Raw genomic sequence first — 24271 nt, 5'->3', positions numbered from 1 at the left:
TTATTATCTGGCTGATAACGGGAAACATCATGAAACACTATTTAATTGTTGGCGGCACACGCGGAATTGGTGCAGCACTTGCTACCCAGCTTATTGGCGAGGGGCACAGTGTCACCATCTGGGCGCGCAATGCCGTCGATGTTGACGGTGCGCATTTCTTTATAAATAACCCTGCAGAGCGCGCGCCTGATCTCACCGGTTTACCCGATGTGTTGGATGGGTTGGTGTATTGCCCCGGCAGTATCAACCTCAAACCTTTTGCGCGTTTATCGGTGGACGATTTCCTGCAGGATTTTCAAATCAATGTGCTCGGTGCAGTGCGCACTTTGCAGTCTGTTGCTCCCCTTTTAAAAAAATCCAATCACGCTAGTGTGGTGTTATTTAGCAGTGTGGCTGCGACTCTGGGCATGCCTTTTCACGCGAGTGTTGCCAGCAGCAAAGCGGCAATTGAAGGCTTGGTAAAAAGTTTGGCCGCCGAATGGGCGCCGGCAATTCGTGTGAACGGCATTGCACCTTCGCTGACGAATACATCCCTTGCCGAAAAATTATTAAATAGCGCCGATAAAATGGATGCCGCCGCCAAACGTCATCCATTGCAAAAAGTGGGTGATCCCAAAGAAGTTGCCGCTATGGCAGCGTTTTTGTTATCACCACAAGCGGGCTGGATCTCCGGCCAAATACTGCACGTCGATGGCGGTATGTCCACACTTAAAAACTAATTCATCAGTTATTGGTTGGCTGTGTTGTTGTCCGTCTGAACGGAACTTTCGTCGTCATATAGGTCGCACTGCGCCACAGCCATTCCACCGGGCCGTAATGGAAACGTTTTACCCACCAGTGCGCCAACATAATCAGCAGCGTGTAAAAGACGATACCCGCCAGCAAGCTGTTGGTTTGGCCGATAGTTTTATACCAGCCCAAACCATAGGGATAAAATAGCGGCACACCCACCAGCGATTGGATTAAATAAATACTTAAACTAATGCGCCCGCAGGGCGCGAGCAGGTTTAATAATTTTGCACTGCGCTGCCACAGATAAAATTGCACAAACAATAGCACCAGGCTGGCCATTACCGCAGTACTTAAATAAGATCCAATGGCTTGTTGTAAATACCATTTCGCCATGCCTTTTTCCTGAAAAATAGTGTCAGGAAGTTGTGTGAGGTATTTGTCAAACGCGTAGAGGGCGATGACCGCCAGCAGTGCTATGCCCAAAGCTTTAATGCGATGGCGATCAAATTTATCTGCTTGGGTAAAAAAACCAATGCGCCCCAATACCAAGCCCAGTAAAAATAATCCAATCAATTGCAAGCCGCGGCCAGACTCCACAAAAAATATCCATTTTGCGTAAAGGCCAGCACTGCTATTCAGTAGCATCAATTCAGTGAAGCTGGCTTTTTCAATCGCGGCGTACACATTGCCAAACAATGAAAAAAAGGCGGGATTATCATTCGCGCCGGGTAGGTTATTGAGTGCGGCAAAAAAATGATAATAAAACGGCAGTTGCAATAGGCAGAGCAGGGCGATGGCGATCAACCAGCGGTTGCTCAAACCCTGCACAAACAGCAGGCTCAAGCCGATCACACCCAATACCGACAAAATATCACCCAGATAATAAAGGGTGTGTATATAACCAATAGCGAGCAAAATCAGTAATCGCCACGCAAAACGGTAGCTAAAATTCACGCCCTTTTTTGCCTGGTTATCCATAATGATAAAAAAACTCAGGCCAAACATAAGCGCAAAAATCGCGTAGGCTTTTCCGGCAAATAAAAAGAAAACCAGATTGTGCAAAAAAGTCGGGTCTTGATTGACCCAGTAGAGTTCAAAATATTCCATAAAGTGGACGAGACAAATTCCCATCAAGGCAAAGCCGCGTAACGAGTCAATCAACTCGCTGCGCTGGGGGAAGTAGTGGTTGGGCAGAGGTTCATTCATCGTGTAATACCGTAGTAATGTTATGGTTATCGGGTATGAGCAGAAGTGTAATACCCAATACTATTTTGGCTAATCAAGAATGGTTAAATCGTCTGAGTTTTTGCGCGAACGCGTGGCACTTTTTACCAATGAAGCTTCACTTTTGTAAAAAGCAGTTTCGCTTTACTCACTGCCTAAAGTGAACCCTGCACGCACAACGCCTTACCACTTATTAACAATCACCCGGCACAATTCCCTTTATAATGCTGGTTTGCTTGTCCCGCATCGGAGCTTTACGTGGTTTCTTCCCCCCAATTGGTTTCTCTCGATGATAAACGCGCGTTTTGGCGCAGTGTAATTTTATTGTCGCTGCCGGTAGCGGCGCAGATGCTCATGCAGTCGCTCTTGGGTATGGCCGATGTGATTATGGTGGGCGACCTGGGTTCTAGTGCAATTGCCGCCGTGGGCCTCGCTGCCAAAATCCATTTTTTATTATTGGTGTTGATGAGCGGCCTTGCGACGGGCTGCAGTATTTTGGTTGCCCAATATATAGGCGCAAAAGATTTTGTCAGTTGCCAGCGTTCGCTCGCCGTTACTTTGCTGGTGGGCACTACGGTGATGATTCCGTTTGTGCTGGTATTTGGTTTTGCCTCGAATACCTGGGTCGGGTGGATTAACCCGGATGAAAAAGTCGTAGCGCTCGCGGCGCAATATCTCATCATCACCGCACCGGCATTATTGTTTACGCAATGGATAGTTATTTACGAAGCCTCGCTGCGCGCATTGGGTAGCACCACTATGCCATTGGTTGCCGGTGTTTTTGCCGCGGCGTTAAATATTATCGGCAACTATGCATTAATTGGCGGCAACTGGGGTTTTCCCGCCCTGGGTGTCGCTGGTGCAGCCTGGGCGACGTTAGGCTCGCGCTTTTTGCAATTGCTGATTGTGGTGGGTTGGGTTTACGCAAAAAAACACGGTTTTGCGTTGAGCTTTGCGCAATTGCGCATGGGGTTGGATAAAGTTCAAATTAGTCGCTATCTCGCCTTTTCTTTGCCGCTGGTTGCCAACTACGCGATCTGGGCCGTGGGCAATTCCACTTATCATTTAGTTACCGGTTATGCGGGCACAGAAGCGCTCGCCGTAATGGGTGTCATAGTGCCGATTGAAAGTGCGTTCTTTGCGTTGTTTGTCGGCCTCGCCAATGCGTCAGCGGTATTGATCGGGCGCGAATTGGGTGCAGGCAATAATGATACTGCATGGCAGCTGCATAAATTTTTTGATCGCATCACCTTTGTGCTGTTAATTGTATTTTGCTCCGCACTTTGGTTCGCACGCCCCTGGATGCTTTTGATTTTTGATCAGCTCGACGAAAAATCTACCGATCTGCTGTTAAGCACCCTCGGTGTGTTTTGTTTACTGGTCTGGGTAAAAATTATCAATATGATGCGCATTATCGGCGTGCTTCGCGCAGGGGGCGATAACCGCTTTACCTTGATCACCGATACCATCGTCATGTGGGTGTTTGGTTTACCGATTTATATCGCCGTGGTATTTTTGACCAAACTATCGTTTGTCTATATTTATGCATTGATGTTTTTGGAAGACGGGTTGAAATTTATTCCCGTGATCAAGCGTATTATCAGTCGCAAGTGGATGAATAATTTAACCCAGCAATAATGCTTTGAGTGCTGAATATCCCGGGAATCTCAATGTTTAGATTAAATAGAATGGATGCCTGGATTCTTCTGGCGATGTTTCGCGCGGGTAACCAGAATAAAACTGACTATGCTGGAATCGTATCCTGTCTGCCCGATATCTCTCTAGCTGTCCCTACACATCAAGAATTTAAAGCGGCATACAATAAATTTCTATACATAAAATTTATCGTCGCCGAGGGTGCCAATACCTCACTTGCACCCGCCGCACAACAATTGGTTGAAGCTGCACAACCCGGCCCTGCCATCAGTAGTGCGCAAGCTTGGGTTGATGCAATATGTAACACGCTAGCGGCTTACAAATGCAAAAGCATGTGCAATCGCCACGAATGGCAAGAGGCGCAGTATCTACTTGGGGTTGAATTATTCAGTAAATTAAAAGGAGCTAATAATGTTAATTAAAATCGACGACCTGCGTGGCCCCGAAGTGGCGCAAATACTAACGGAACATTTAACGGATATGTACGCCGTATCGCCACCCGAAAGTGTACATGCATTGGATTTGGATAAATTACGCAAACCGGAAATTACCTTTTGGTCAGTGTGGGACGGCAACCAATTAGCCGGTTGCGGTGCATTAAAAGAATTGGATGCAACGCATGCGGAAATTAAATCCATGCGCACCGCCAATGCCTATCGCGGTAAGGGCGTAGCGGTAAAAATCATGGAGCATATATTAGGTGTGGCGGCGGAGCGCAATTACCAGCGTTTGAGTTTGGAAACCGGAACGCAAGATTTTTTTATCCCCGCACGTAAACTCTACGAGCGGTTTGGTTTTGAATACTGTGGGCCTTTTGGCGATTATGCGGAAGATCCTTACAGTGCATTTATGACGAAAACACTTTAAATAAGCTATCCCACTACAGGCTGAGATCCTCATGAAACAAATAATCTGTGCGCTAATTACTCTGTTCAGTATTGTTGCGATTACCCCCGTTCTCGCCGCCGATGACACCCCAGTTTTTGAGTTGCGTGTTTACACCACTCATCCAGGAAAAATGCCGGATCTGCTCGCGCGTTTTAAAAATCACACCACCAAACTTTTTGAGCGCCACGGCATGGAAAATGTGGGCTATTGGTTGCCGACCGAACAAAAAAATGGCGATAAACTGCATTACATTTTGAAATACAAGAACCGTGCTGCGGCAGACGCCGCGTGGAAAGCATTTGCTGCTGATCCGGAATGGATAAAAGTTCGCACAGAAAGTGAAGCCAATGGGCCTATAGTGGCGGGCGTTGAGTCAACGTTTTTAGTGGCTACTGATTTTTCCGCAATCAAGTAATTTGAATCTAGTGGGCGCGTCTGTCGCGCGCCCAACAATCGCCACCGCCGTTTGCGGCATGCCTTCGCACTGCGATTTAAAATCTTCTTCCGCAAGCCCTGCATTTTGCATGCAATGCTTTATATCCAGCTTTATTCCCATCATGGTGCCTTGCGCTTCGAGTAGGCAGGCTTCGTCAGCGACTTTTTGGTCACATCTGTGTTGTTAACCTTCCGGCGTTTTATCAAATAAATACGGTCGATTCCTGGAGGAATAGCAATATGAACAGGCACTTGAGCAATATGAGCAGGAATTTGCGACAGTTATCGTGGTTAACACTGTCGGTGCTCCTGATTGGATTTCCACTTTTTGGCTTTTCACTTTCTACCCATGCAGCAGAGGCGCCCGGTGCGCTGACTGTCATTGTCAAAGATCAGAATACTGACCGGCCACTCTCAAACGTGCAGATCAGGATCACTAAACGGGAAACCAATTCCACGCGATCGGTAGAAACCGATGCACAAGGTCGCATCGTCGTTGAACAACTCGACCCCGGTCTCTACTCAGTGAACTTGGCCAAAAGCGGGTTCGCTTCATCCTATGAGCCAAGCGTACGGGTGATTACGCGCAAAAATATCAAACTTGAATTCGAGCTTGGAGAGCAGGCAATTGACATTGAGGAACTGCTGGTTCTCGGAAAGCAAACGCAAGTCATTGCATCTGTTAACGGCAGCTATCTCGATAGAGAAGCCCTGGCCAATGCCGTTGGCGGTGGTTCAGATCCGCTCCTCTCGCTGGACGGTTTACCCGGACTTGCATCCACCGGAGAATTCGCGAACTTTAGCGTACGCGGCCGTGGCCCAAGAGATAATTTATTATTCGTTGATGATTTTCCTTTTGATAAAGCGGTGCATTTTGATGCGTCACTCGGTGAACAAGAAGATGTCGGCGGTGGCGGGCGCTTCTCGATTTTCGCACCCAATGTTATCAGTGGTGCAGAATTTTCACCGGGTGGTTGGGGTGCGGCTTATGGCGGCCGGTCGGCATCGCTACTTAAACTGGACGTCGCTGATGGCAACCCAAGCCCTTCCGCAAGTTTGCGCTACGACCTCGCGGGTTATGAAGTGGGTTACGACGGCCCGACCGGTCTCACTGAAGATTCAACGATGCTCGTCTCTGCTCGACGTTTGGATTTCGGCGCGTTATTTGAAACTATCGAAGAGCTCGATATTGGCGAGCCGATCTTACGAGACATCATCGTAAAGTCGGTCATCCCCATCAACGATAACAACACAGTCGAAGTTCTACTGATAGACACACACGAAGATTACACGCGCGGTGTGACGCACGTTTTTGCGTCGCCGAATTTCGAAGATGCTGCCCTGCAAGATTCTGAGCAAGATAGTGATTTGGTAGGTATGACCTTGCGAACATTGGTCGGTGAAAAAGCGGTCTGGACCAATAGGGTTTACCACCGCACCAGCGACAAGATCAGCTCAGAGGGTGAAGCATTTCCTGATCTCGTACCGGCGGGATCACCCGCGTCCAGTTTTCCCGTGCGGGAGAATATTATTACCATCGGTGAAGATGAGACAGAGCTCGGCTGGCGCAGCGATTTCGAGACATTGAATCAATGGGGCGTATTCAGTTCCGGTGTGCAAGTAACGCAAATTGAACTGGACTACAACACGGTTTTAGATGGCGATTGGCATCGCTTTATTTACGACAGCGATGATTTTAGACCCGACCCCGACCAGCGTTTTATTGTGCTGACGCCCGAGAAGATTAACTCTTCAATAAACCGAAAAGAAACGAGCTATGCTGGCTACGTAGAGCAAATTTTTGAGCGCGGTGATTGGGATTTTGGCACTGGCTTACGCTTCGAGCAGGACGGTTTTGCCGACGAGAGCTTCGCGTCGCCCAGGTTCAGCGTCAACTGGAAGCCGAGTAATACGGTTAGATATTTTGCGACCGCAGGGCTGTTTCACCAATCGCCACGTTTTTTAGAACTTGCCGCTAACGAGTCGAACGATCTTAAGAATGAAAAAATCACGCATGGCAGTTTAGGTTTTGAATATTTCCTGAATAACAATTGGTCGCTGTTAACGGAAGTCTATTATCAAAACCTCGACGACCTGGTCTTCGATCTTGATCGAGCCAGCGGTACCTTTGCCAATATGGGTGACGGCACATCCTACGGTGTTGATTTCGTGGCTAAAGGGACAATTCGCGATGGCCTATACGCTACCGCCACCTATTCTTACAACGATATCGTCATCGACCGCAAAGATGGTCGCGGCGATCTGGCCGCCGATTTCAGCCGCGAGCATGTCGCGACCCTCGGCCTGACGTGGGAAATCAACGACCGCTGGAAGATCGCCGGGCGCTACAAATATCTGTCCGGCCGGCCAGGCGAAGAATTTATTATTCATTCGGATGTATTGGGACCCGGACAACCGCTACGCTACTCAAAAGAAATCACTGAGCGCAATGTTGGTCGCAACAGCGCCTACAGCTTGGTGAACCTTCGTGTTGATTATCGGCGCGCATTTGGCCCTATCGATCTCACAACCTTTCTCGATGTCATCAACGCAACGGCAGCATCGTCGAGCGATGACAGTGAGTTTGATTACCGTAGAGGCGTTGAAGTGGAAGATGAAAGCGAAGCCGAGCCGCTGATTGGTCTGCGACTGGACTATGCGTGGTAAGGGGCATGGCAAGGGTTTTGGTAAAGGAGAGCAGCGGATGGTAAACACGCTTGGTGCAGCGCCGATTAGAGTATTAATTGTCGAAGACAACCGCGACATTTGTGCGAACATTGCTGCGTATTTTGAAAAGCACAGCTATGTTTTGGATTTTGCTTATGACGGTATCAGTGCGATGCATCTGGCGTTGACGAATCGGTTCGACGTTATTGTTCTGGATCTGATGTTGCCGAGAATGGATGGCCTAAGTTTCTGCCAAAAGCTGCGAACCGATGCCGAAATAGAAACCCCCGTGCTTATGCTAACCGCGCGCGATACGCTGGACGATAAACTGAAAGGGTTTGCGGCGGGAGCCGATGACTATTTGGTCAAGCCATTCGCGTTGCAGGAACTACATGTGCGACTGCAAGCACTGTACAAACGTAGGCACGGCAAAACCGACAATCTGTTAAAGGTTGGTGATCTGACGATGAATAGGTCAAGGCTACAAGTGCATCGCGCGGGGCGGCTTATCGATCTCACGCCTGCGGGTATGAGGCTACTACAACGATTGATGGAAGAATCGCCGTCTGTTGTGGCTCGCGAAGATCTCGAAACTCTGTTGTGGGCTGACGAGCGCCCCGATGGCGATGCGCTTCGCTCGCACTTGTACAAGTTGCGGCAGGCTATCGACAGGCCGTTTGATAGCTCGCTAATTCATACCGTGCATCGTATCGGCTACCGAATTGCAGAAGCCAATATTGTAGAGACTAATAATGCAGAGGGCAGTCAGTGATCTACCGGCACAGTTTACGCACGCGTGTCGCCATTGCATTTGCGCTGTGCGTTGCGGTACTTAGCCTCGCGTGGGGATTTGCTTTCTTCGGGGCGATCAGATTGAGCGAAGACCGTGTGCTGACGCAACAATTACAGCTTGCCGCTAAAAACTATCCTGCGCTGACTATGAACCTGCGCGGATACGATGAGGTTGGTAGCCTGCCGGAATCGCTCAGGGAATGGGCGCAGACAAACCCCGCTGAGGGTTTATACGAATTCGAATCCGAAGAGCTGCACGTTGCTGTGCTGTCCACTGACGATGAAAAGCTATCTGCTGACAATAAATCGTCGCGCGCATTTGTGGTTTTCGATGTTGCCGGGGTTGAGGCAGCGTCGTCAGAGGATTGGTGGTTGCTGCTCGTTATCACCGGTGTCGTGGGTACGCTCGGTGCTCTTGGTTTCGTGCTAGGAATTGTGGTGATGCGTCGCGCTATTGCCCCGGTAGCGCAACTCGCCAAAGTGGTCGCGGACATAGACGTCGAACATCTATCGGCTGAAGATCATAAACGCATAGAGTCCAGCCGGTTCGGCGATGATGAGGTTGGCGTGCTCGCTGGCACCATTGAAAAGACCCTTGAGCGTATCAGCGCGTTTGTTGCGCGCGAGCGATACTTCACCGATTCAGCCAGTCATGAGTTGCGCACTCCGATCACGGTGATAACCGGCGCACTTGAACTTCTGGAACAAAGCGATCTGTCAGCGGCCGATGTGAAAGTGGTAGATCGAGTGAGGCGTGCGACGCTCGATATGAAAACCACAATTGAAATGTTCTTATGCCTCGCGCGCGAAACCGACGACGGTTTGTATGACGAGCAATTTCTTGTGATGCCGCTGGTGAGCCAGGCGATAGAACAGCACCGCCACTTGTTGAGCGGCAAGTTAGTCGATGTTGAAATCGACCAACTCGCAAAACCTAACGTCTGCGGGCATCCACAGGCGTTTTCTATCGCGGTTAATAATCTGGTGCGAAATGCATTCGAGCAAACACTCGCCGGGCAGGGGCCGATCACTATTCTCATCAAAGAACACGAGCTATTAGTTACCAATCAGGTGGGTGCGTTAGTCACCAACCAAGTGGGCAAAGATGAGCGGTACACACCGAATGATGCGTCGTCGTTTCACGGATATGGCCTGGGCTTGGGTATCGTTCAACGGTTGTGTGAACGCAATGGCTGGTCGTTTTCGTTGCACGCCGATGAAACGCGTGTAGCCGCGCGCCTTTCATGGTGATAGCTGCAGTTCATCAGCTAGAAACCTAAAGCAACATCTGCCAAACAGTAAGCACCAAACAGGAAGTGCATAAGGCAATTGTTTATATTGTAAGTGATGCGTTGGATGGGCACAGCTACTTTGCACAGGGTTGAATAGACGCAAGCACAGCATTGTATTGGTCGCGGTAGTCTGTGTAGTGCTCACGTGTGGTTACAAATGTGAGGGACAGAAAAATATCACCCGTTTGAATGCAGTTAACAACAAAGTAGGTAGGTACATCCTCATCTGGAAATGTTCCTTCATATTCCTGAAATTTGATGATCGCGTGTTTTGTTTCAATGGTCTGAATATCCGAAACGGGTTTGTAAACACTTTCAACACCCGCAAAGCGAAACTCAGAAAACTCATCAAGTGTCCCGCCGTCTTTTTCGTAAGCGGAAGCTGTTATTGCTGCCAGCTCATCGTCGGGGTCGATCAGCTGAAACATGTCGTATTTATCGTTGCGAACAAGCAACGACGGTGCGTCCAGAGAAAAAATGGTTTTGAATGTGTGGTGGGTAGTTGGCATTGGTTTTTCCACGAGTGATGACATCAATCAGGGTGCGCTTGTTATACATTAGGTGTCATAGTCGCCGCTATCCCAAGGTTCAAAAAATGCCATGTAGTTCCCAGGCAGAAGCTCTACTGCCCAAACGTCATCTTCGTCTTCTGGTTCTCTGGCAATAAGCCCGATATCAATGTTATTAAATGTTACAGAAAAAGGTTTAACCTCAATCCTTCGATAGATTACATCACCAAGACTCTCTAGTTTTGAATCGTATTTTTTTCTTGCTTCTTCTTTTGAAAATGAACCTCTAGGACCTAAAGCTTCTATATCTGAGTCAACGAGATTTCCCTGTCTATCAAATCTAAATAGTGCAATATATTCACATTTTCCTGGTTCGAATGGAGTTGTCAGAAAAAATTGCAAACCGTCCTGAGTAATCCCAATATGTTTTGCGTGATAGTCGTCATGATCTATAGCGACTATCACTGGTCTTTCGTCATTCATGTTCTATCTCCTGATACATAACCTTCTGTTGAGTCTTGTTTTTTAGATGGCGGATTTACAATGAGCTGCATGCAGTATTTTTCGAACTTCGCAAATCGGCCAATTTCGGACATTGACGGCAAGATGCACAACAAAAAAGAAGGGTGATTTGGATGTCAAATCTACCTGTTTTTTACAACAGTCGCTTGTTAGGAATTTTACCTGCACAACTCATTGAACCATTCAGGTGTGGCATCATTCTCAGCATAATAAATGGCTACTTCTACCTTCTGGGCTGGAGAAAGTTTAACTTTTGCGTGAGCCAACAGTTCTTCGTTGATTAGCGAAACCTCAAGAAAATATTCATAACCACTCGCTTTAATACTTTCAGGAATTCTGTATTCAGCAGTTAACTCTGTGAATTTAGCTTCAGAGTTCGGCACCCAAGGACGCTGAGCCACAATACAAAGATCATCTGAAATCCAGTTAAGTTTTAGAATTGCTTCTTGGAGAGTCATTAATTTCCCAATGTTTAGCACAACCGCAGCTTGTAAGTACTTCGCCTTTCCCTAACACTAAGCTCAGCCGCAGTTTGTAAGCTGGATTTACATGGATTACTTTTGCGCAGCAAAACCAAAAAGGCGCGATGCTTGAGCGACTTGTTAAAATTAATCTATATTGAATTTTACTACAGCTTTAAACAGCGAGTCTGAAGCTGCATATTCTTCATCTTCTGGATGCTCCATGTTTCCTTCAAGAATTACCTTTTCTAATTTTCTAATTCGATTTTCTATATGAACTAAGACATCACATAGACACGCACTATACTCTCCTGCATCAAGAAATATTCTTCCAGTCGGAATCTCAAACGTTTTTCCTTTTGGGTATTGAATTTCTAATTTATTATTTCTTAATGTTCCCGGAACAATTGCGCAAACCAGCCCTTCACAGGAATCTGCATTTGTTATAGTAATCCAAGAAAGGCTACCTAATGCCGCATTTCGTTTTGAAACCACATAATCTATTCTTTGAGCAAGGTGGTCAGTAACATTTCTTAAATCTCTTATAGATTGCAGTTTTAGCTCCAGCTCTTTGTCTTTTGAATTTTTACTTTTAGTTAATTGCCAGAGACTTTTAAAACGATCAGCTGCGTCTACAGAAGTCCACGCATCCAAAAATGCCGCTGTTATATGAGCATCAAGTTCGTCTCGCGATAACTCATTAAGAGCTAAAACAGTTAAGGTTTCTCTGAGCCTCAGGTAAGCAAAGCTTGCTATTTGAGCGGAATGACGAATCCCGTCAAATATCATTGCCTGCTTCCTATCTGTTCGAGCGGAAAGCTTTTTTAGTGGTGAATCCACTGAAATCATTTTCGAAGCTTCCTTTTAACGTTCGGTTCAACCGCAGTTTTTAAGCAGCGCATTTACGATAAACTTTGCGCAGCGATTCGCTAAATGCGCTGCTTAAAAACTGTCGAGCGTAAGTGCGAAGCGCTGTAGCGGCGTTGCAACCGCTTGTTAAGTTTTTGCCTTTAAGAGTTCTGTTACTGTTTTAACCTCAGAGTCATACTCGGCATCTTTGCTCTCCACTTCAAAACATGTAGGTGGGGTGCCGAGCAATTCAGGAGTTATAAAGTTACTGTAGATTAATAATGTTCTCCCCAATTTAATTGATGAAGAATAACAACCTGAATTCTCTAAAGTAATTTTAGATTGTGATATTCCTTTTAATGGCTCTAAAACCTTAAGTGTAGCAATTTCAGTATATTCGTCTTTTTTTAATATGTTTGTGACGGTGCCAATGAAGATAGCCTGCGAGTTTTCCGCCTTGTATTTTATAGCATCAGTTTTACCAACAGGTAAAATAATACAACTACACGCATACGTATGCACGGAAAAACAGAAGAGAAATAAAATATAGATTGACTTCAATTTCACGACAAACCCCATTTCAACTTAACAGTTTATTAAATTGCACCAACTATATAACCCGCAGAACATTATTCCAACTAATTTGGTGTAGTGCTGTATAACTCCAAAAAACTGGATGAACCCCCAATCCGTTTAGCTCGCTCTAAATCAAAGGGTTAACTATCACTCCGAATTAATTATGGAGTTATACGGCACAAGCAATCCTAATTAGTCACCGAGCTCATTTGGTTGGCTGTCCGCTTTGGGCACGCTGCCGTCCTTCAATCTGTTGCGGTTCGTAAACTCAGCCTTCGGCGGCTTGCTGCGCGAAGCACGGTCTACGCGACCCGTTCTCAAAACAATTAACGCGAAAACATACCCAAAAGCAATTACACAATATAACGAACCGCATTAAACTACCGGCGCTACCAAGACTAACCTTCTTTAATCTCAATCCACTTCTTATTTGCCGTAGTCATAATCGCAAAATAACGCTGTTCAAAAGCAGCGGGGTCATATTGGGCGTTGCGTTTGATTAAGAGATTTAATTCGGTGTGTAAATCCAACAATTGGTTGCGGATATTGATTTCGTGAATCCATAATTTTTCGGGTGAGCGCAGTACTATGTAGCTGGTCACCATCGGCAAAATAATGGCGAAAAATGTAGCGATATTTTTACTAGGAAAATTGAGTAGGGAAAAATCAAAGGCGGTGGCTATGGCAACGAGTACTGAGATTATTGATGAGGCGCCCCATAGGCTTCGGTGGAGCATCTTATGCCGTGAGGCTTCTGTGCTGTGTTTTTTAGCGGCTGCTTCGATGGTTGAAAGCAAAGGGTTGTCATTGCTCATGGTGCCTCCGTACAGTGGGATTTATGTTTGCTGAAAAACAATAGGGTTCCTGTGTGCTGATTGTTCCCTTGATCCATGACTAAATCAATTGTTGGGATGTAAAAAAACGCCGTGGGATAAAATCGCACGGCGTTTTTTTAGCACTTTGGTTTATTTGGCTGCTGCGTCCCACACTTTGCCCGATGCGGTGCCGTCTTTTGGTGGGTTGAACACCTCAACGGCCATGACCTGATAAGTGGGGTCGTCGCTTGCGTTGAAGTTGTTCATATCCGGAAGAATCCAGCCGCTCTCGGCCCAGGCTTTTACGTGATCGGCAAAAATAATTTTATGGTCTTGCCCCAGTGGCATTTGCGTTTTGGGTTTGCTCCAGTATTGATAGAAAGTCGTCGGGCCATTGATTGACGGTTTTTGCTCGCGTATGGAGCGGTAGGTGGAATACTCAGTGCCATTGCTCACAAAGGTTTTGCCGTAAACGCCATCTTTGCTTGGGTCGTAAGTCCAACGTTGCAGTATGTAGTACTCAACCAAATGCGCGGGGTTAGAGGTGGGCATATTTTTGTCGAAGCCCCAGCCGTACAAAGTGATGTAACTTGCACCGCTGTCTTCATTGAAGCGATAACCAATCACGCGATTTTTATCGCCATAATGCCAGCCGGGGCCGCCGACATAATTGTAGCCACCGCCTTGCCAGCCCACGCTGAATGAACCATCGGTGCTCATCGTCAACGAGGCGGCGCCGCCATCTTTCCAGTGGGTGAAGAAAAGGTTGCCCACATGACCAGTTGCGTGGTTTTGAGTGATGGTGGTGTTGCCGGTGAATTTTTGGGTATAGGCTTTAAATTTTTCGATGCCGCTCGCCTGAACCTGAGCGGCCGAATTCATCGCAGCCGTCTCCGCTGCTTTCTGTTCGGTGGTGCAGCCAGCCATGCTGATTGCCGCCAGCAATAGTGTTGTTTTGAAACCGAAATAAATTTTCAAACGAATATCCCCCGTCTCTATTTATGTATTTTTTTGACGCGCGCTCGCAGTGAATGCGAGTGTGCGGTTAAACACACCACAGCTGTAGTTGTGATGCTATTGAGTAAAGCGGTTATGTGGATCAAATCCACTGCTTCAGTCATGTACGCTACCACGGTGGCCTGCCTGTGTAATCTAACTTAACTTGAATTATCTTTTCGCCAAAACTCCACAAAACCCGCGACTTCATTGGCTGGCATTGGTCGTGCCCAAAAATATCCCTGCGCTTGCGTGCAGCCTAGGCTGCGTAAGAGGGCTGCGGTGCTAGCGTCTTCTACGCCTTCGGCGATGGTTTTTAAACCGAGGCTGGCTGACATTTGGATGATGGCGCGGACGATGGCGGCATCACCGGTTTCATCATCCATTTTGCGTACGAAGGACTGATCGATTTTAAGTGCTTCCACTTCAAATTTTTTCAAATAGCCCAGATTGGAATAGCCAGTGCCGAAATCATCAATCGATAAATGCACACCTTCTGCGCGCAAACTCGATAATGTATTGGCGAGGCGGTCGCTGTCTTCAATCAATAATGATTCGGTGAGTTCCAGTTCCAGATATTGCGGCGGTAAGCCGCTGGTAGAGAGCGCGCCTAAAACAATCGCATCGATATTGCCGCGCTTGAATTGGATCGATGAAATATTGACTGCAACAGCAAATTGCAAAATGCCTTCATCATACCAGCGCTTGGCTTGCTCACAGGCTTCGATGATAACCCATTCGCCTAATTGAATAATTAAACCGGACGATTCCGCGAGCGGAATAAACGTTGCTGGTGGAATGAAACCTTGTTCCGGGTGATGCCAGCGTAACAGCGCCTCCAGGCCGCAGATATCGTTGGTTTGCAAATCAATTTTAGGTTGATAGTACAAACTGAATTGGTTTTCTTGCAGCGCCTTGCGCATACCGGAAATTAAACTGATGTGCTCCAGCATATTGCGGCTGATGGCTGGGTTAAAAAAGCGGAAGCTGTTGCGCCCGGAATCTTTTGAGTGGTACATGGCGATATCGGCTTTTTTTATCAGCGTATCCAGGTCTTCGCCATCTTGCGGTGCGAGTGCAATACCAATCGAACAGGTGCAAAAAATTTCAATATTGCGATAGAGATAATTCTCTGACACTAACTGCAAAATCTCCAGACTCGCTTGCGATACTTCATCGGCGGAGTTGATGTGGGGCATAAATACAATAAATTCATCGCCACCGTAGCGGCATACCAAATCGACTTTTTTGGTGTAACTCAATAGGCGCAACGCTACTTCTTTTAAAATTTGATCGCCCGCTTGGTGGCCAAGTGAATCGTTAATCGGTTTGAGGTTATCCAGGTCAATAAAAATAATGCCCAGCAATTGTTTCTGTGCTTGCGCCTTTTGAAAAATGCTGTCGAAATTATGCTGCGCCATAATGCGGTTGGGCAAACCGGTGAGGGGGTCATGCATCGCCATATGTTCGATATGGCTTTTGGCGGTTTTGACGCGTTCGTTTTCGCGCGCGAGTTCATCCAGTGCGCCGCGGTAGTCGTGCGCCAGCATCCAGACGGCAAAACCAATCACAGTGAGAATCACAATAGTGATGGTGCCGGTCGCTAAATTGATAGGTTCGATCTGGTTGAGGACGATGCCGTATTCATTGACATAGGCAATAGCCATCAACACGGTCACCATAATCGATAGTAGTACCAGCAGCAGGCGTTTATTGCCGAGCATGGCTGCAAAAATCAATACGCCGCTATAGCCCAGCACCGCGCTATCGCGAATGCCGCTACCGACCCAAATGAGATAAGAGAGCATGAGCGTGAGTGACAATAAAAAAATGGCAGCGCCAGTCACCGGGTGTTTTTTATAAATCGCCCAATCCACACTGAATAAAAAAATACCGGTAGCGAGCATGACAATGGCATCGCTATAGCGGCCGGCACTGATGGTAATAATACTGACGAGTAGCAGGGCGATCTGGGTGATGCGCAGGATTTGGACGAGCCGTTTGATTTTTTGTCGGCCAAAATCCTGATAGGCAAGGGATGGCTGATGTACATGAACCTGAGTGCGAGAAGATTTATTGGAGTTTTGATTGTGCACGCTAACACCCTGGAGTTGGTAAGTCTGGCTAACCTGCGGGAATACAGCGTATCTCCATAAAAGTGGGTTTTTCCAACGAGCTAATCCGAGGTCAACTTTATGTATAGCTGATTTATGCCAGAGTGCTACAGCGGCAGCCGGTTTTATCCTGACATTTTGTCTCTAAACATAAAGAAAACTGCACCCAAAAGGCATAAGCCTGCCCAGAGGTAATCCAGCTTCAGCGGCTCCTTCATATAAAACACAGCAAAGGGGACAAATACGCTCAGGGTGATGACCTCTTGCAAAATTTTTAATTGGCCGACACTCATCACGGTATAGCCAATCCGGTTGGCGGGCACCTGCAATAAATATTCAAACAGGGCTATGCCCCAGCTGATCAGTGCAGCAATGATCCAGGGTTTGTGGTTCAACTCTTTGAGGTGGGCGTACCAGGCAAAGGTCATAAAAATATTGCTGCAAAACAATAGGCCGATAGAAATTAATGAGGCTTGCATGGAGGCTCCGATTACTCTGTGTGCTTGGCCAGATCGGCTTTTTTGCCGGCGAAATAAGAGCTGATAATACTCAAGATCCAACTAGCTAATAATATCCACTTACCTTGCTCCCAATAAGGTGATGTAAACATTGCGCCGTGGAGTGAATTCCACATGTGACCGATATCGATTGCCATATTGCCTTTTTCGATTTCAGCAGCCATCTCTTCATTGAGTTTGAATGCAACGGCAAATAAATTTTTGAACAGCATAATAATCACCAGCGCTGCGGGAATAGCAAAGATGCAACCGCGCAAGTGGTGACGTAAAAAAAATAGGCCTGCACCGGGGAAAATCGTTGCCGATAAAATTGCCGCGCGTTTTGCTTGGCTGAAGGTCTCTGATGGTTTTGTGCTAGTCATAAAAATGTGCGCTCATTATTTTTCAGGTACTAATTGTTCCAGGCGATAAAAGGCTTCGCCTGTTTCGCCGCCGAGATTTTCGGCCAGCCAGGGTAATGTTTCTTCCATTGCACCCCAGAGTGTCCAGGGCGGGTTAATCACAATCATCCCGCTCGATGTCATACCGTATTCAGGGTTATCGGCGCGCAGGCCAAATTCCATCAACTGAATGTTTTTAATGCCGGATTTTTTTAATGCCAGTTCCATTTCATCAATACGTTGGCGCAGCACGACAGGATACCAAATCGCGTAGGTGCCGGTGGCAAAACGTTTGTGCGCCTGTAGTAATTGTTTGATCAAATGTTGGTAATCACTTTTCACTTCGTAGGAAGGGTCGAGCAGTACCAGTGCGCGACGCTCCGGTGGCGGCAGCAGGGCTTGCAGGCCGGCAAAGCCATCTTCATGTTCTACTTTAATGCGCTTATCGTCGCGCATGCAATCGCGCAAAAATTGAAAATCGGCGGGATGCAATTCATGCAAAAACAAACGGTCAATCGGGCGCATCAATGTTTGTGCAATTAACGGCGAGCCCGGATAGAGTTGCAATTGTTTGCCGTCATTAATAGTGCGCACCAAATCCAGCAAGCGGGTGATTGCCGCCGGCGTCTGTGCGGTTGACCACAGATGGCCAATACCATTATCAAATTCGCGATTTTTTTGCGCTTGTGGCCCGTTCAATTTGTATACGCCCGCACCGGCATGGGTATCAATAATACGCAGCGGTTTATCTTTTTGGGTCATGTACTCCAGTATGTGAACCAACACTGTGTGTTTGAGTACATCGGCAAAATTACCGGCGTGAAAGCCGTGGCGATAGCTGAGCATAAAGAAATTCCAACGATAAGCGGTGTGGCTGCGGCAAGGAATAGTTCCAGCGCAGCGCAAGGAGCTGAATTATAGCGACCTGCAGGAACAATTGCCCCTACAAGATTGTCACAAAAGAAGCCTTTTAGCCGTGGGGTTTAGCAGTTAAAGTAGCGCCTGACCCCACCACACCAAGAAGAATCCGGAATTGCTGACTTCTGTCTCTCCCTTTGCGCGCGGATTTGCGCTCTTGCTTGCGCTGGTTGCCTTGCCACTTATGGCGGCGGAACCTGAGATCGAGCTTGAAGGCGGCACCAAAAGCCTGCGCGAAAATATTCGCCAACACCTCACCCTCGCTGACGAGAGTTGTAAAACGCCCTTGTGGCGTTTGCACGCGCTGCTCACCGATGCTGAAAATGAAATTGCGGTCGCTGCACAGGCGCTGGGTTACTACGAACTCGAATATGAAGCTAAATTGCGCAACGATAAAGAGTGTTGGGGCTTGGATATCACGCTCACTCCCGGTGAGCCGGTGCGCGTTAAAGAGGTGCGCATCGAGATTAACGGCGAGGGCAGGCAGGACGATATTTTTAAAAGTCTCTACGAGAAACCCGGCATCAAGATTGGCAATAAATTAAATCATGGCAATTATGAAGCCTTGAAAGCGCGCTTTGGCACCTTGGCGGCAATCCACGGCTATTTTGATGCGACTTTTGAGCACTCCCGGATATCCATTAATACCGAAGAGAAATCAGCCATTATTGAATTGGTGTATAACACCGGTAATCGCTACCGTATCGGCGCGATTAATTTGCAGCACGATATTCTCAACGAGAGTTTTTTGCGGCGTTATTTTAATTTCGCGGAAGGTGATTATTACGATTCAGACCAATTACTCGAATTAAAAAATTTATACAACGCCAGCAATTATTTTTCGGTGGCGAGTATTGCACCTAACCTGCAGGAATTAAAAGATAACAAGGTCACCGTTGACATGCAGCTGGAAGCGCGCAAGCGCCGCGAATATTCCGTGGGTGCCGGTGTGGACACGGACGCGGGTCCGCGTGTGTTGTTGGGTTTTGAGGACCGCTATGTCAATTCCAACGGGCACTCCATTGCCGCCGATATTAATGCTGCTGAAAAGAAAACTAACGCATTGCTTGCCTACACCATTCCCATGCGTCGCCCAGCCTATGAATTTTTGCGCATTTACACCGGTTATGAAAAAGAAATTACCGATACCACGCGCAGTTACAAGGATACTTACGGCACCAGCTATACCTATTATCAGGATAATAAATGGCTGCAAACCTATGCGCTGGATTATGAGCGGGAAGATTCCACCATTGGTACAGACCCGGAAACCAGTACCGATTTGATTATCCCCTCGGTATCGATTACGCGCACCAAAACAGATGGCAATCCCTATCCGTTATCGGGTTGGACGCTGTTGGCAAAATTATCCGGTTCACCGCAAAGTCTGGGCTCGGATTTCAGTTTTGTGCAATTACATCTGCGCGCAAAATATATAAAAGGTTTTTCATTCGGACGGATTTTATTGCGTTCGGAATTGGGTACAACCCAGCTGGACGATTTCAGTGAGCTGCCTGCATCGGTTCGTTTTTTTGCCGGTGGTGACGCCAGTGTGCGCGGTTATGATTATAAATCCCTAGGGCCGACCCGCGATTTCAGCGGTTTTACCGGGCCGTTGGAAAATCCGAAGTTGGCTGATGAAGTGATTGGTGGTAATAACCTGCTGGTAAACAGCATCGAATACGATTACCGGTTTGAGGATTCCAAATGGGCTGCTGCCGTTTTTTTTGATGCGGGTAATGCGGCTAACGATACCAAAATTGAGGTCAAGCGCGGCGCCGGTGTAGGTGCGCGCTGGATTTCGCCCATAGGCCCCATCCGCATTGATGTGGCCAAAGCCTTGGATGGCGACGAAGGCTGGCGCCTGCATATCAGCATGGGGCCGGATCTATAATGCACGCTGATGTTTTGCATATGATGTTACGAAAAGCACGCAATCTTTTTTTTAGTCTGCTCGCGCTGGTGTTAATCCTGCTCGCTAGCCTCAGCGCGCTGGTTGAAACAGAAACCGGCAGCCGTTGGGTGGTCACACGTATCGCCAATTTTGTGAATATTACTCTGGGCGATATGTCGGGCAATTTGCGCAGCGGTCTGGATATCGATTTTATTGATTACGCGCAGGGCGAGCATCATTATCGCGCAGAGCAGGTTTCATTTCGCTGGCGCCCCGCGGCTTTACTCTACAGTGCGGTATCGATTCAATCGTTACGCGCAAAAAAAGTATTAATTCAAGTTCCGCCTGCAAGCGAAAAAAAATCCACCGCACAACCATTCAGTCAATGGCCATCCCTTGCCTTACCGGTGCGTATTCGCCTGGACCAATTGACGGTTACTAATATTGATTACGTGCAAGGCGCTGCGCATTTGCACTGGAAAAAATTAAGTGGCTCGCTGGGGCTGGGTACCTTTCATCTGCGCTATGACAACCTCGCGTTGCAACACGCCGACTATGCACTTCATTTAAGTGGCACAACTAATTTACGTTTTCCCTATGACACCGAAGCAATGCTGCAGTGGCAATGGCAAGCTCAGCCGCTAGACGCGGACGGTGCAGCCCCCCTTGCCTATATGGGCGTAACTGAGCTGAAGGGGGATTTGGTTGATTTGCAATTGCACAACCAACTCAGTTTGCCGGTGGTGTTGAGTGCTGATGCTACCGTGCAGTTGGTCGATAAAAAACAACAGCTGCAGACAACTCCACCTATGACGCTGTTATTACGTTGGCAACAGCAAACCTTGCCCGCACTCTGGTGGATTCCTGCCCAGCCACTACCTATCACTAATGGAAAATTAACGGCAACCGGCACTTGGCGGCAATACACTGCACAGCTGGATGGCGATATTCATTTACCCGAAGCACCGGCATTGGCGATTACCGCAGCGGCCAATGGCGACTTGGAAAAAATTAACGTCAGCAATTTATTTATCCGCGAATTGCACAAGGTCATTACCTCAGACCCTAATGCCGTGCTTGATCCGTCAGCGGATTCTGCCAGCGTTGCAGCGGGCAGCGATAGCGAAACCGGATTGCAGCTCAGCGGTGATGTGCGCTGGTTGCCACAGTTGGAATGGCAAGTGACCGCCGGTGCAAAACGGTTAAATCTCGCCAGCGTGATTGACGATTGGTCGAGCGATATCAACCTGGGATTTACCACCAGCGGTTCGCGTATTGATGGTGTATGGCAAGCGGCGCTACAGGATTTCCAATTGTCGGGCGAGTTGCGCGGCGTTAATGTTCGTGGCGAAGGCGACGTATTTTTTGAAAAAAATGCGCTGCGTAGCGATGCCTTCAATGTGATTGTGGGCGCTAATCGTTTGCAAGTGAACGGTGCAATTGGTGAACAATTTAATCTCGATTGGAATCTCAATGCGCCTTTGCTGCAGCAGTTGGATGAAAGCCTGAACGGCAGTGTGATCAGCAGCGGTGAATTGCGTGGCGATTGGAAAAAACCGCGCGTGCAAATGCAGGCAAGTGCAGTAAAATTTTCCTGGGGCAATTATGCCGTCGACAAACTCGACCTCTCATTAATTCCGGCATTGGCTGATACCGTCTCGGAGAAAATAGCCCCGGAAAAAACCGTCTCGAAAAAAACAATCCCAGAAAAAACAGCCCCGGAAAAAAATACTACTCAAAAAATTACAGATCCAACACCGCAAATGCCAGCGGATGAAAATGGCTTGGCTGGCATAGTCAGTGAAATCGTCAATGAACATTATGTGTTGGTGTTTAATGCCAAACAGTTGCGCGTTGCTCAACAACGTTTTTCTACCCTCAAGCTTGATGGCACAGGTTCCATTAACCAACATCAATTAGCTGCAGTGATAAAAAGTACGGCCTATGGCCATGCGGATTTTAAATTGGTGGGCAATTATGATGGCAGCGAATGGCAAGGAAAATTAACGCAGCTAGCGATCAAAGCAAAGCGTGTACCGCGTTGGTGGCTCACCGGCAGTAAACCGATTCGCGTCAATAAAACCTCAGTGCAGTTGGGCACACAGTGTTTGACCACACGCAGCAATTTAACGGCGGTGGTGGAAAATGCGGAACTGTTAGAGCGCGAACAATTGATCGGCGAGTGGCTGCCCAATCAATCGCCGGTTAAAAGCCCCTATGCATGGTTGGATCAGCATCACGCCTTGCCTTCGTCTGGCATAGAAAAATATTCGCTGCCGCAATTGTGTATTGATGGCGAGTGGGCGCGAACCACAGGTGCGAAATTAAATGTGCTGGTGGATTCTGTACCTCTGCGCCAATTCCTCGCGCTCTTTAAAGTGGAAGTGTATTTCGCCGGTGTGATGGACGGCTCGCTGCATGCAACCAGCCAGGATTTTTCGCTCGCAAACACCCAGGTCAGTACCAATATCAGCACGCGCAATGCCGAGTTGCGCTACCAATATTCTGGTGGCACTACGGAAGTTTACGCCTGGCGAAATTTTGGTGTGCGTGCGACGTTGGATAAGGCATTGCTCGATGTTGTTGCCGGAATGGAGTGGGTTGGCTATGGCAATATCGATGCCAATAGCCAATTGGATTTGGCGCAGAAAAAAATTAACAATGGCAAATTGCAGGCGCGATTTGACAACCTTGCTCCGCTGGAAACACTGCTGACTTATGCCAACGATGTGAAAGGTGATTTCCGCGCGGATTTAACCGCAGGCGGAAGTTTTACCAAGCCTTACGTACTGGGCGATATTAGCCTGCGCAATGGCACGGCTAATTTGCCGCGCCTGGGGTTGGACCTCACCAATATTGAATTGCAGATTAACTCCACCCAAGCGGGTGATATTAATCTGGTGAGCCAATTGCAATCCGGTGACGGGCGTTTATCGCTGGTGGGCGATTTACATCAATTCGGCACACCCGATTGGAACCTGCAGGGGTTTATCAATGGCGCCGATTTTAAAGTGATCTCGCTACTGCAATTAAAAGCAACGCTAAGCCCCGATCTTAAACTCACCGCGAATCGCGAGGCGATGCACATCTCAGGCGAGGCCGTTATTCCCTGGGCGCGCGCCAATATCAAACGTTTGCCGGAATCCGCCGTCCAGGTATCGAACGATGCGGTGATAGTGAATGAAAATTTCTCAACGGATGGTGAAGCCCCGCCCATTGAATTTTTTACCAATTTAAAATTGTCGTTGGGCGATGATGTGCAATTCAAAGGTTTTGGTTTAAACAGTAAATTGTCGGGCAAGTTAAGTTTGTTAAAAGAATCCGGACGGCAATTTTTTACCAGTGGTTATGTGAGTGTGGCCGACGGTAGTTATAAAGCTTACGGGCAGACCTTGACCATTGATCGCGGTCGCCTGGTATTTCAGGGACCTTATGAAAATCCGGGGCTGGATATTCGCGCCTCACGCGTCATTAAAGATGACGATGAAACCAAAGTAGGCCTGGAAATTGGCGGTACCTTGCAGCGCCCAATTGCCCATGTTTTTTCCGTGCCGACCCGCTCTGAAAGCCAGGCGATGATGATGTTGCTCACCGGCAAGCCAGCCAATGATGTGACCAGGGCTGACGCATCAGTGCTGCTTGGGGCGATGAGTGGATTGGGTGTGGATTCCGATGGTTCCATCGCATCGCAAATTACCCAGTTATTCCGGCTCGATGAGCTCGAAGTGAAATCGGACGAAGGTATTGATCAAAGCCAATTGTTTATTGGCAAATATCTCACGCCAAAACTGTTAGTGCGTTATGTGGTGGGGATTTTTGATCGCGCCTTTAGTTTGGGTATGGAATATCAACTGACCAAGCATTTGCGCCTGGAAGCTGAGTCCGGTGAAACCCAAAGTGTGGATGTGGTGTATAAAATCGAGCGCTAAAGTATCCTGCACCCAAGCGGGTAAACTTGCGTTATTCACGCTGCATTGTGTTTTCATTTATGTTATTTCTAGCGCCTCTCATATATATACCCAATAAGAACCCA

Annotated in this window: 22 protein-coding genes; 10 read left to right on the top strand and 12 right to left on the bottom strand. The window is 47.7% G+C overall.

Annotated elements, in window-relative coordinates; genetic code table 11:
* The first annotated feature begins 29 nt into the window (after positions 1-29).
* Positions 30-719 carry an SDR family NAD(P)-dependent oxidoreductase gene (locus J2X05_RS02635; RefSeq protein ID WP_310068267.1) on the top strand — a complete coding sequence of 230 codons (690 nt, stop codon included), beginning with the start codon at positions 30-32 and terminating at the stop codon, positions 717-719.
* A 4-nt stretch (positions 720-723) separates the two neighbouring features.
* On the opposite strand, the gene J2X05_RS02630 is transcribed toward J2X05_RS02635, so the two are convergent.
* Entirely contained in the window at positions 724-1938 is a 1215-nt protein-coding gene (locus J2X05_RS02630) for a DUF418 domain-containing protein (RefSeq protein ID WP_310068263.1), read from the bottom strand.
* Positions 1939-2214: 276 nt separating this feature from the next.
* Between J2X05_RS02630 and J2X05_RS02625 the strand changes: the two genes are divergently transcribed.
* The 7 genes from J2X05_RS02625 to J2X05_RS02595 all read left to right on the top strand — a co-directional run bounded on the left by J2X05_RS02625 (position 2215) and on the right by J2X05_RS02595 (position 9645).
* On the top strand, positions 2215-3594 hold the full coding sequence (locus J2X05_RS02625) for an MATE family efflux transporter (RefSeq protein ID WP_310068261.1): 1380 nt from the start codon (positions 2215-2217) through the stop codon (positions 3592-3594).
* A gap of 32 nt (positions 3595-3626) precedes the next feature.
* Positions 3627-4034, top strand: coding sequence for a hypothetical protein (locus tag J2X05_RS02620; RefSeq protein WP_310068260.1), 408 nt, complete (start codon positions 3627-3629; stop codon positions 4032-4034).
* The gene (locus J2X05_RS02615) at positions 4024-4479 is read left to right on the top strand and encodes a GNAT family N-acetyltransferase (protein WP_310068257.1); all 456 of its coding nucleotides are present in this window, start codon (positions 4024-4026) and stop codon (positions 4477-4479) included. Before J2X05_RS02620 ends, J2X05_RS02615 begins: the two co-directional genes overlap by 11 nt.
* Positions 4480-4510: 31 nt before the next feature.
* Positions 4511-4915, top strand: coding sequence for an NIPSNAP family protein (locus J2X05_RS02610; protein ID WP_310068254.1), 405 nt, complete (start codon positions 4511-4513; stop codon positions 4913-4915).
* A gap of 260 nt (positions 4916-5175) precedes the next feature.
* Entirely contained in the window at positions 5176-7602 is a 2427-nt protein-coding gene (locus J2X05_RS02605; protein ID WP_310068252.1) for a TonB-dependent receptor, read from the top strand.
* A 37-nt stretch (positions 7603-7639) separates the two neighbouring features.
* Positions 7640-8374 carry a response regulator transcription factor gene (locus J2X05_RS02600; RefSeq protein ID WP_445343906.1) on the top strand — a complete coding sequence of 245 codons (735 nt, stop codon included), beginning with the start codon at positions 7640-7642 and terminating at the stop codon, positions 8372-8374.
* Entirely contained in the window at positions 8371-9645 is a 1275-nt protein-coding gene (locus J2X05_RS02595) for a sensor histidine kinase (RefSeq protein WP_310068250.1), read from the top strand. Before J2X05_RS02600 ends, J2X05_RS02595 begins: the two co-directional genes overlap by 4 nt.
* A 115-nt stretch (positions 9646-9760) precedes the next feature.
* Here the strand turns inward: J2X05_RS02595 and J2X05_RS02590 are convergent, their stop codons facing one another.
* From J2X05_RS02590 to J2X05_RS02540, 11 genes are all read right to left on the bottom strand, one after another.
* The gene (locus tag J2X05_RS02590) at positions 9761-10195 is read right to left on the bottom strand and encodes a hypothetical protein (protein ID WP_310068248.1); all 435 of its coding nucleotides are present in this window, start codon (positions 10193-10195) and stop codon (positions 9761-9763) included.
* Positions 10196-10243: 48 nt separating this feature from the next.
* Positions 10244-10678 carry a hypothetical protein gene (locus J2X05_RS02585; RefSeq protein ID WP_310068246.1) on the bottom strand — a complete coding sequence of 145 codons (435 nt, stop codon included), beginning with the start codon at positions 10676-10678 and terminating at the stop codon, positions 10244-10246.
* 197 nt (positions 10679-10875) lie between these two features.
* Positions 10876-11175 carry a hypothetical protein gene (locus tag J2X05_RS02580; RefSeq protein ID WP_310068244.1) on the bottom strand — a complete coding sequence of 100 codons (300 nt, stop codon included), beginning with the start codon at positions 11173-11175 and terminating at the stop codon, positions 10876-10878.
* A 150-nt stretch (positions 11176-11325) separates the two neighbouring features.
* Entirely contained in the window at positions 11326-12027 is a 702-nt protein-coding gene (locus J2X05_RS02575; protein ID WP_310068241.1) for a hypothetical protein, read from the bottom strand.
* Positions 12028-12174: 147 nt separating this feature from the next.
* On the bottom strand, positions 12175-12594 hold the full coding sequence (locus J2X05_RS02570; protein ID WP_310068239.1) for a hypothetical protein: 420 nt from the start codon (positions 12592-12594) through the stop codon (positions 12175-12177).
* Between the two features lie 407 nt (positions 12595-13001).
* A complete protein-coding gene (locus J2X05_RS02565) occupies positions 13002-13418 on the bottom strand; it encodes a hypothetical protein (protein WP_310068236.1) in 417 nt (138 codons plus the stop codon).
* Between the two features lie 150 nt (positions 13419-13568).
* Complete coding sequence (locus J2X05_RS02560; protein ID WP_310068233.1) at positions 13569-14396, bottom strand: glycoside hydrolase family 11 protein; 828 nt, start codon at positions 14394-14396, stop codon at positions 13569-13571.
* 179 nt (positions 14397-14575) lie between these two features.
* The gene (locus J2X05_RS02555; protein WP_310068230.1) at positions 14576-16510 is read right to left on the bottom strand and encodes a putative bifunctional diguanylate cyclase/phosphodiesterase; all 1935 of its coding nucleotides are present in this window, start codon (positions 16508-16510) and stop codon (positions 14576-14578) included.
* Between the two features lie 143 nt (positions 16511-16653).
* Positions 16654-17007 carry a DMT family protein gene (locus J2X05_RS02550; RefSeq protein WP_310068228.1) on the bottom strand — a complete coding sequence of 118 codons (354 nt, stop codon included), beginning with the start codon at positions 17005-17007 and terminating at the stop codon, positions 16654-16656.
* Positions 17008-17018: 11 nt separating this feature from the next.
* The gene (locus tag J2X05_RS02545) at positions 17019-17408 is read right to left on the bottom strand and encodes a hypothetical protein (protein ID WP_310068226.1); all 390 of its coding nucleotides are present in this window, start codon (positions 17406-17408) and stop codon (positions 17019-17021) included.
* Between the two features lie 15 nt (positions 17409-17423).
* Positions 17424-18272 carry a 23S rRNA (adenine(2030)-N(6))-methyltransferase RlmJ gene (locus J2X05_RS02540; protein WP_310068224.1) on the bottom strand — a complete coding sequence of 283 codons (849 nt, stop codon included), beginning with the start codon at positions 18270-18272 and terminating at the stop codon, positions 17424-17426.
* 187 nt (positions 18273-18459) lie between these two features.
* On the opposite strand from J2X05_RS02540, the gene J2X05_RS02535 reads away from it, so the two are divergent.
* Together J2X05_RS02535 and J2X05_RS02530 are read left to right on the top strand one after the other, a co-directional pair.
* Positions 18460-20238: an autotransporter assembly complex protein TamA gene (locus tag J2X05_RS02535; RefSeq protein ID WP_310068221.1), complete on the top strand. Its 1779-nt coding sequence runs from the start codon at positions 18460-18462 to the stop codon at positions 20236-20238.
* 20 nt (positions 20239-20258) lie between these two features.
* Entirely contained in the window at positions 20259-24167 is a 3909-nt protein-coding gene (locus J2X05_RS02530; protein ID WP_310068218.1) for a translocation/assembly module TamB domain-containing protein, read from the top strand.
* Positions 24168-24271: the final 104 nt, after the last annotated feature.

Origin of the sequence: Cellvibrio fibrivorans (assembly GCF_031457055.1) — a bacterium.
In the GTDB taxonomy this organism is placed as follows: Bacteria; Pseudomonadota; Gammaproteobacteria; order Pseudomonadales; family Cellvibrionaceae; genus Cellvibrio; species Cellvibrio fibrivorans.
Note: the sequence above shows the minus strand (reverse complement) of the source record. Positions and strands in the feature narration are given on the sequence as shown.

What these genes read in the sequence shown, in the direction of transcription:
- J2X05_RS02635 (WP_310068267.1), top strand. Translation starts at nt 30, where the DNA reads ATGAAACACTATTTAATTGTTGGCGGCACACGCGGAATTGGTGCAGCA.
- J2X05_RS02630 (WP_310068263.1), bottom strand. Translation starts at nt 1,938, where the DNA reads ATGAATGAACCTCTGCCCAACCACTACTTCCCCCAGCGCAGCGAGTTG.
- J2X05_RS02620 (WP_310068260.1), top strand. Translation starts at nt 3,627, where the DNA reads ATGTTTAGATTAAATAGAATGGATGCCTGGATTCTTCTGGCGATGTTT.
- J2X05_RS02615 (WP_310068257.1), top strand. Translation starts at nt 4,024, where the DNA reads ATGTTAATTAAAATCGACGACCTGCGTGGCCCCGAAGTGGCGCAAATA.
- J2X05_RS02610 (WP_310068254.1), top strand. Translation starts at nt 4,511, where the DNA reads ATGAAACAAATAATCTGTGCGCTAATTACTCTGTTCAGTATTGTTGCG.
- J2X05_RS02605 (WP_310068252.1), top strand. Translation starts at nt 5,176, where the DNA reads ATGAACAGGCACTTGAGCAATATGAGCAGGAATTTGCGACAGTTATCG.
- J2X05_RS02600 (WP_445343906.1), top strand. Translation starts at nt 7,640, where the DNA reads ATGGTAAACACGCTTGGTGCAGCGCCGATTAGAGTATTAATTGTCGAA.
- J2X05_RS02590 (WP_310068248.1), bottom strand. Translation starts at nt 10,195, where the DNA reads ATGCCAACTACCCACCACACATTCAAAACCATTTTTTCTCTGGACGCA.
- J2X05_RS02585 (WP_310068246.1), bottom strand. Translation starts at nt 10,678, where the DNA reads ATGAATGACGAAAGACCAGTGATAGTCGCTATAGATCATGACGACTAT.
- J2X05_RS02580 (WP_310068244.1), bottom strand. Translation starts at nt 11,175, where the DNA reads ATGACTCTCCAAGAAGCAATTCTAAAACTTAACTGGATTTCAGATGAT.
- J2X05_RS02575 (WP_310068241.1), bottom strand. Translation starts at nt 12,027, where the DNA reads ATGATTTCAGTGGATTCACCACTAAAAAAGCTTTCCGCTCGAACAGAT.
- J2X05_RS02565 (WP_310068236.1), bottom strand. Translation starts at nt 13,418, where the DNA reads ATGAGCAATGACAACCCTTTGCTTTCAACCATCGAAGCAGCCGCTAAA.
- J2X05_RS02550 (WP_310068228.1), bottom strand. Translation starts at nt 17,007, where the DNA reads ATGCAAGCCTCATTAATTTCTATCGGCCTATTGTTTTGCAGCAATATT.
- J2X05_RS02545 (WP_310068226.1), bottom strand. Translation starts at nt 17,408, where the DNA reads ATGACTAGCACAAAACCATCAGAGACCTTCAGCCAAGCAAAACGCGCG.
- J2X05_RS02540 (WP_310068224.1), bottom strand. Translation starts at nt 18,272, where the DNA reads ATGCTCAGCTATCGCCACGGCTTTCACGCCGGTAATTTTGCCGATGTA.
- J2X05_RS02530 (WP_310068218.1), top strand. Translation starts at nt 20,259, where the DNA reads ATGATGTTACGAAAAGCACGCAATCTTTTTTTTAGTCTGCTCGCGCTG.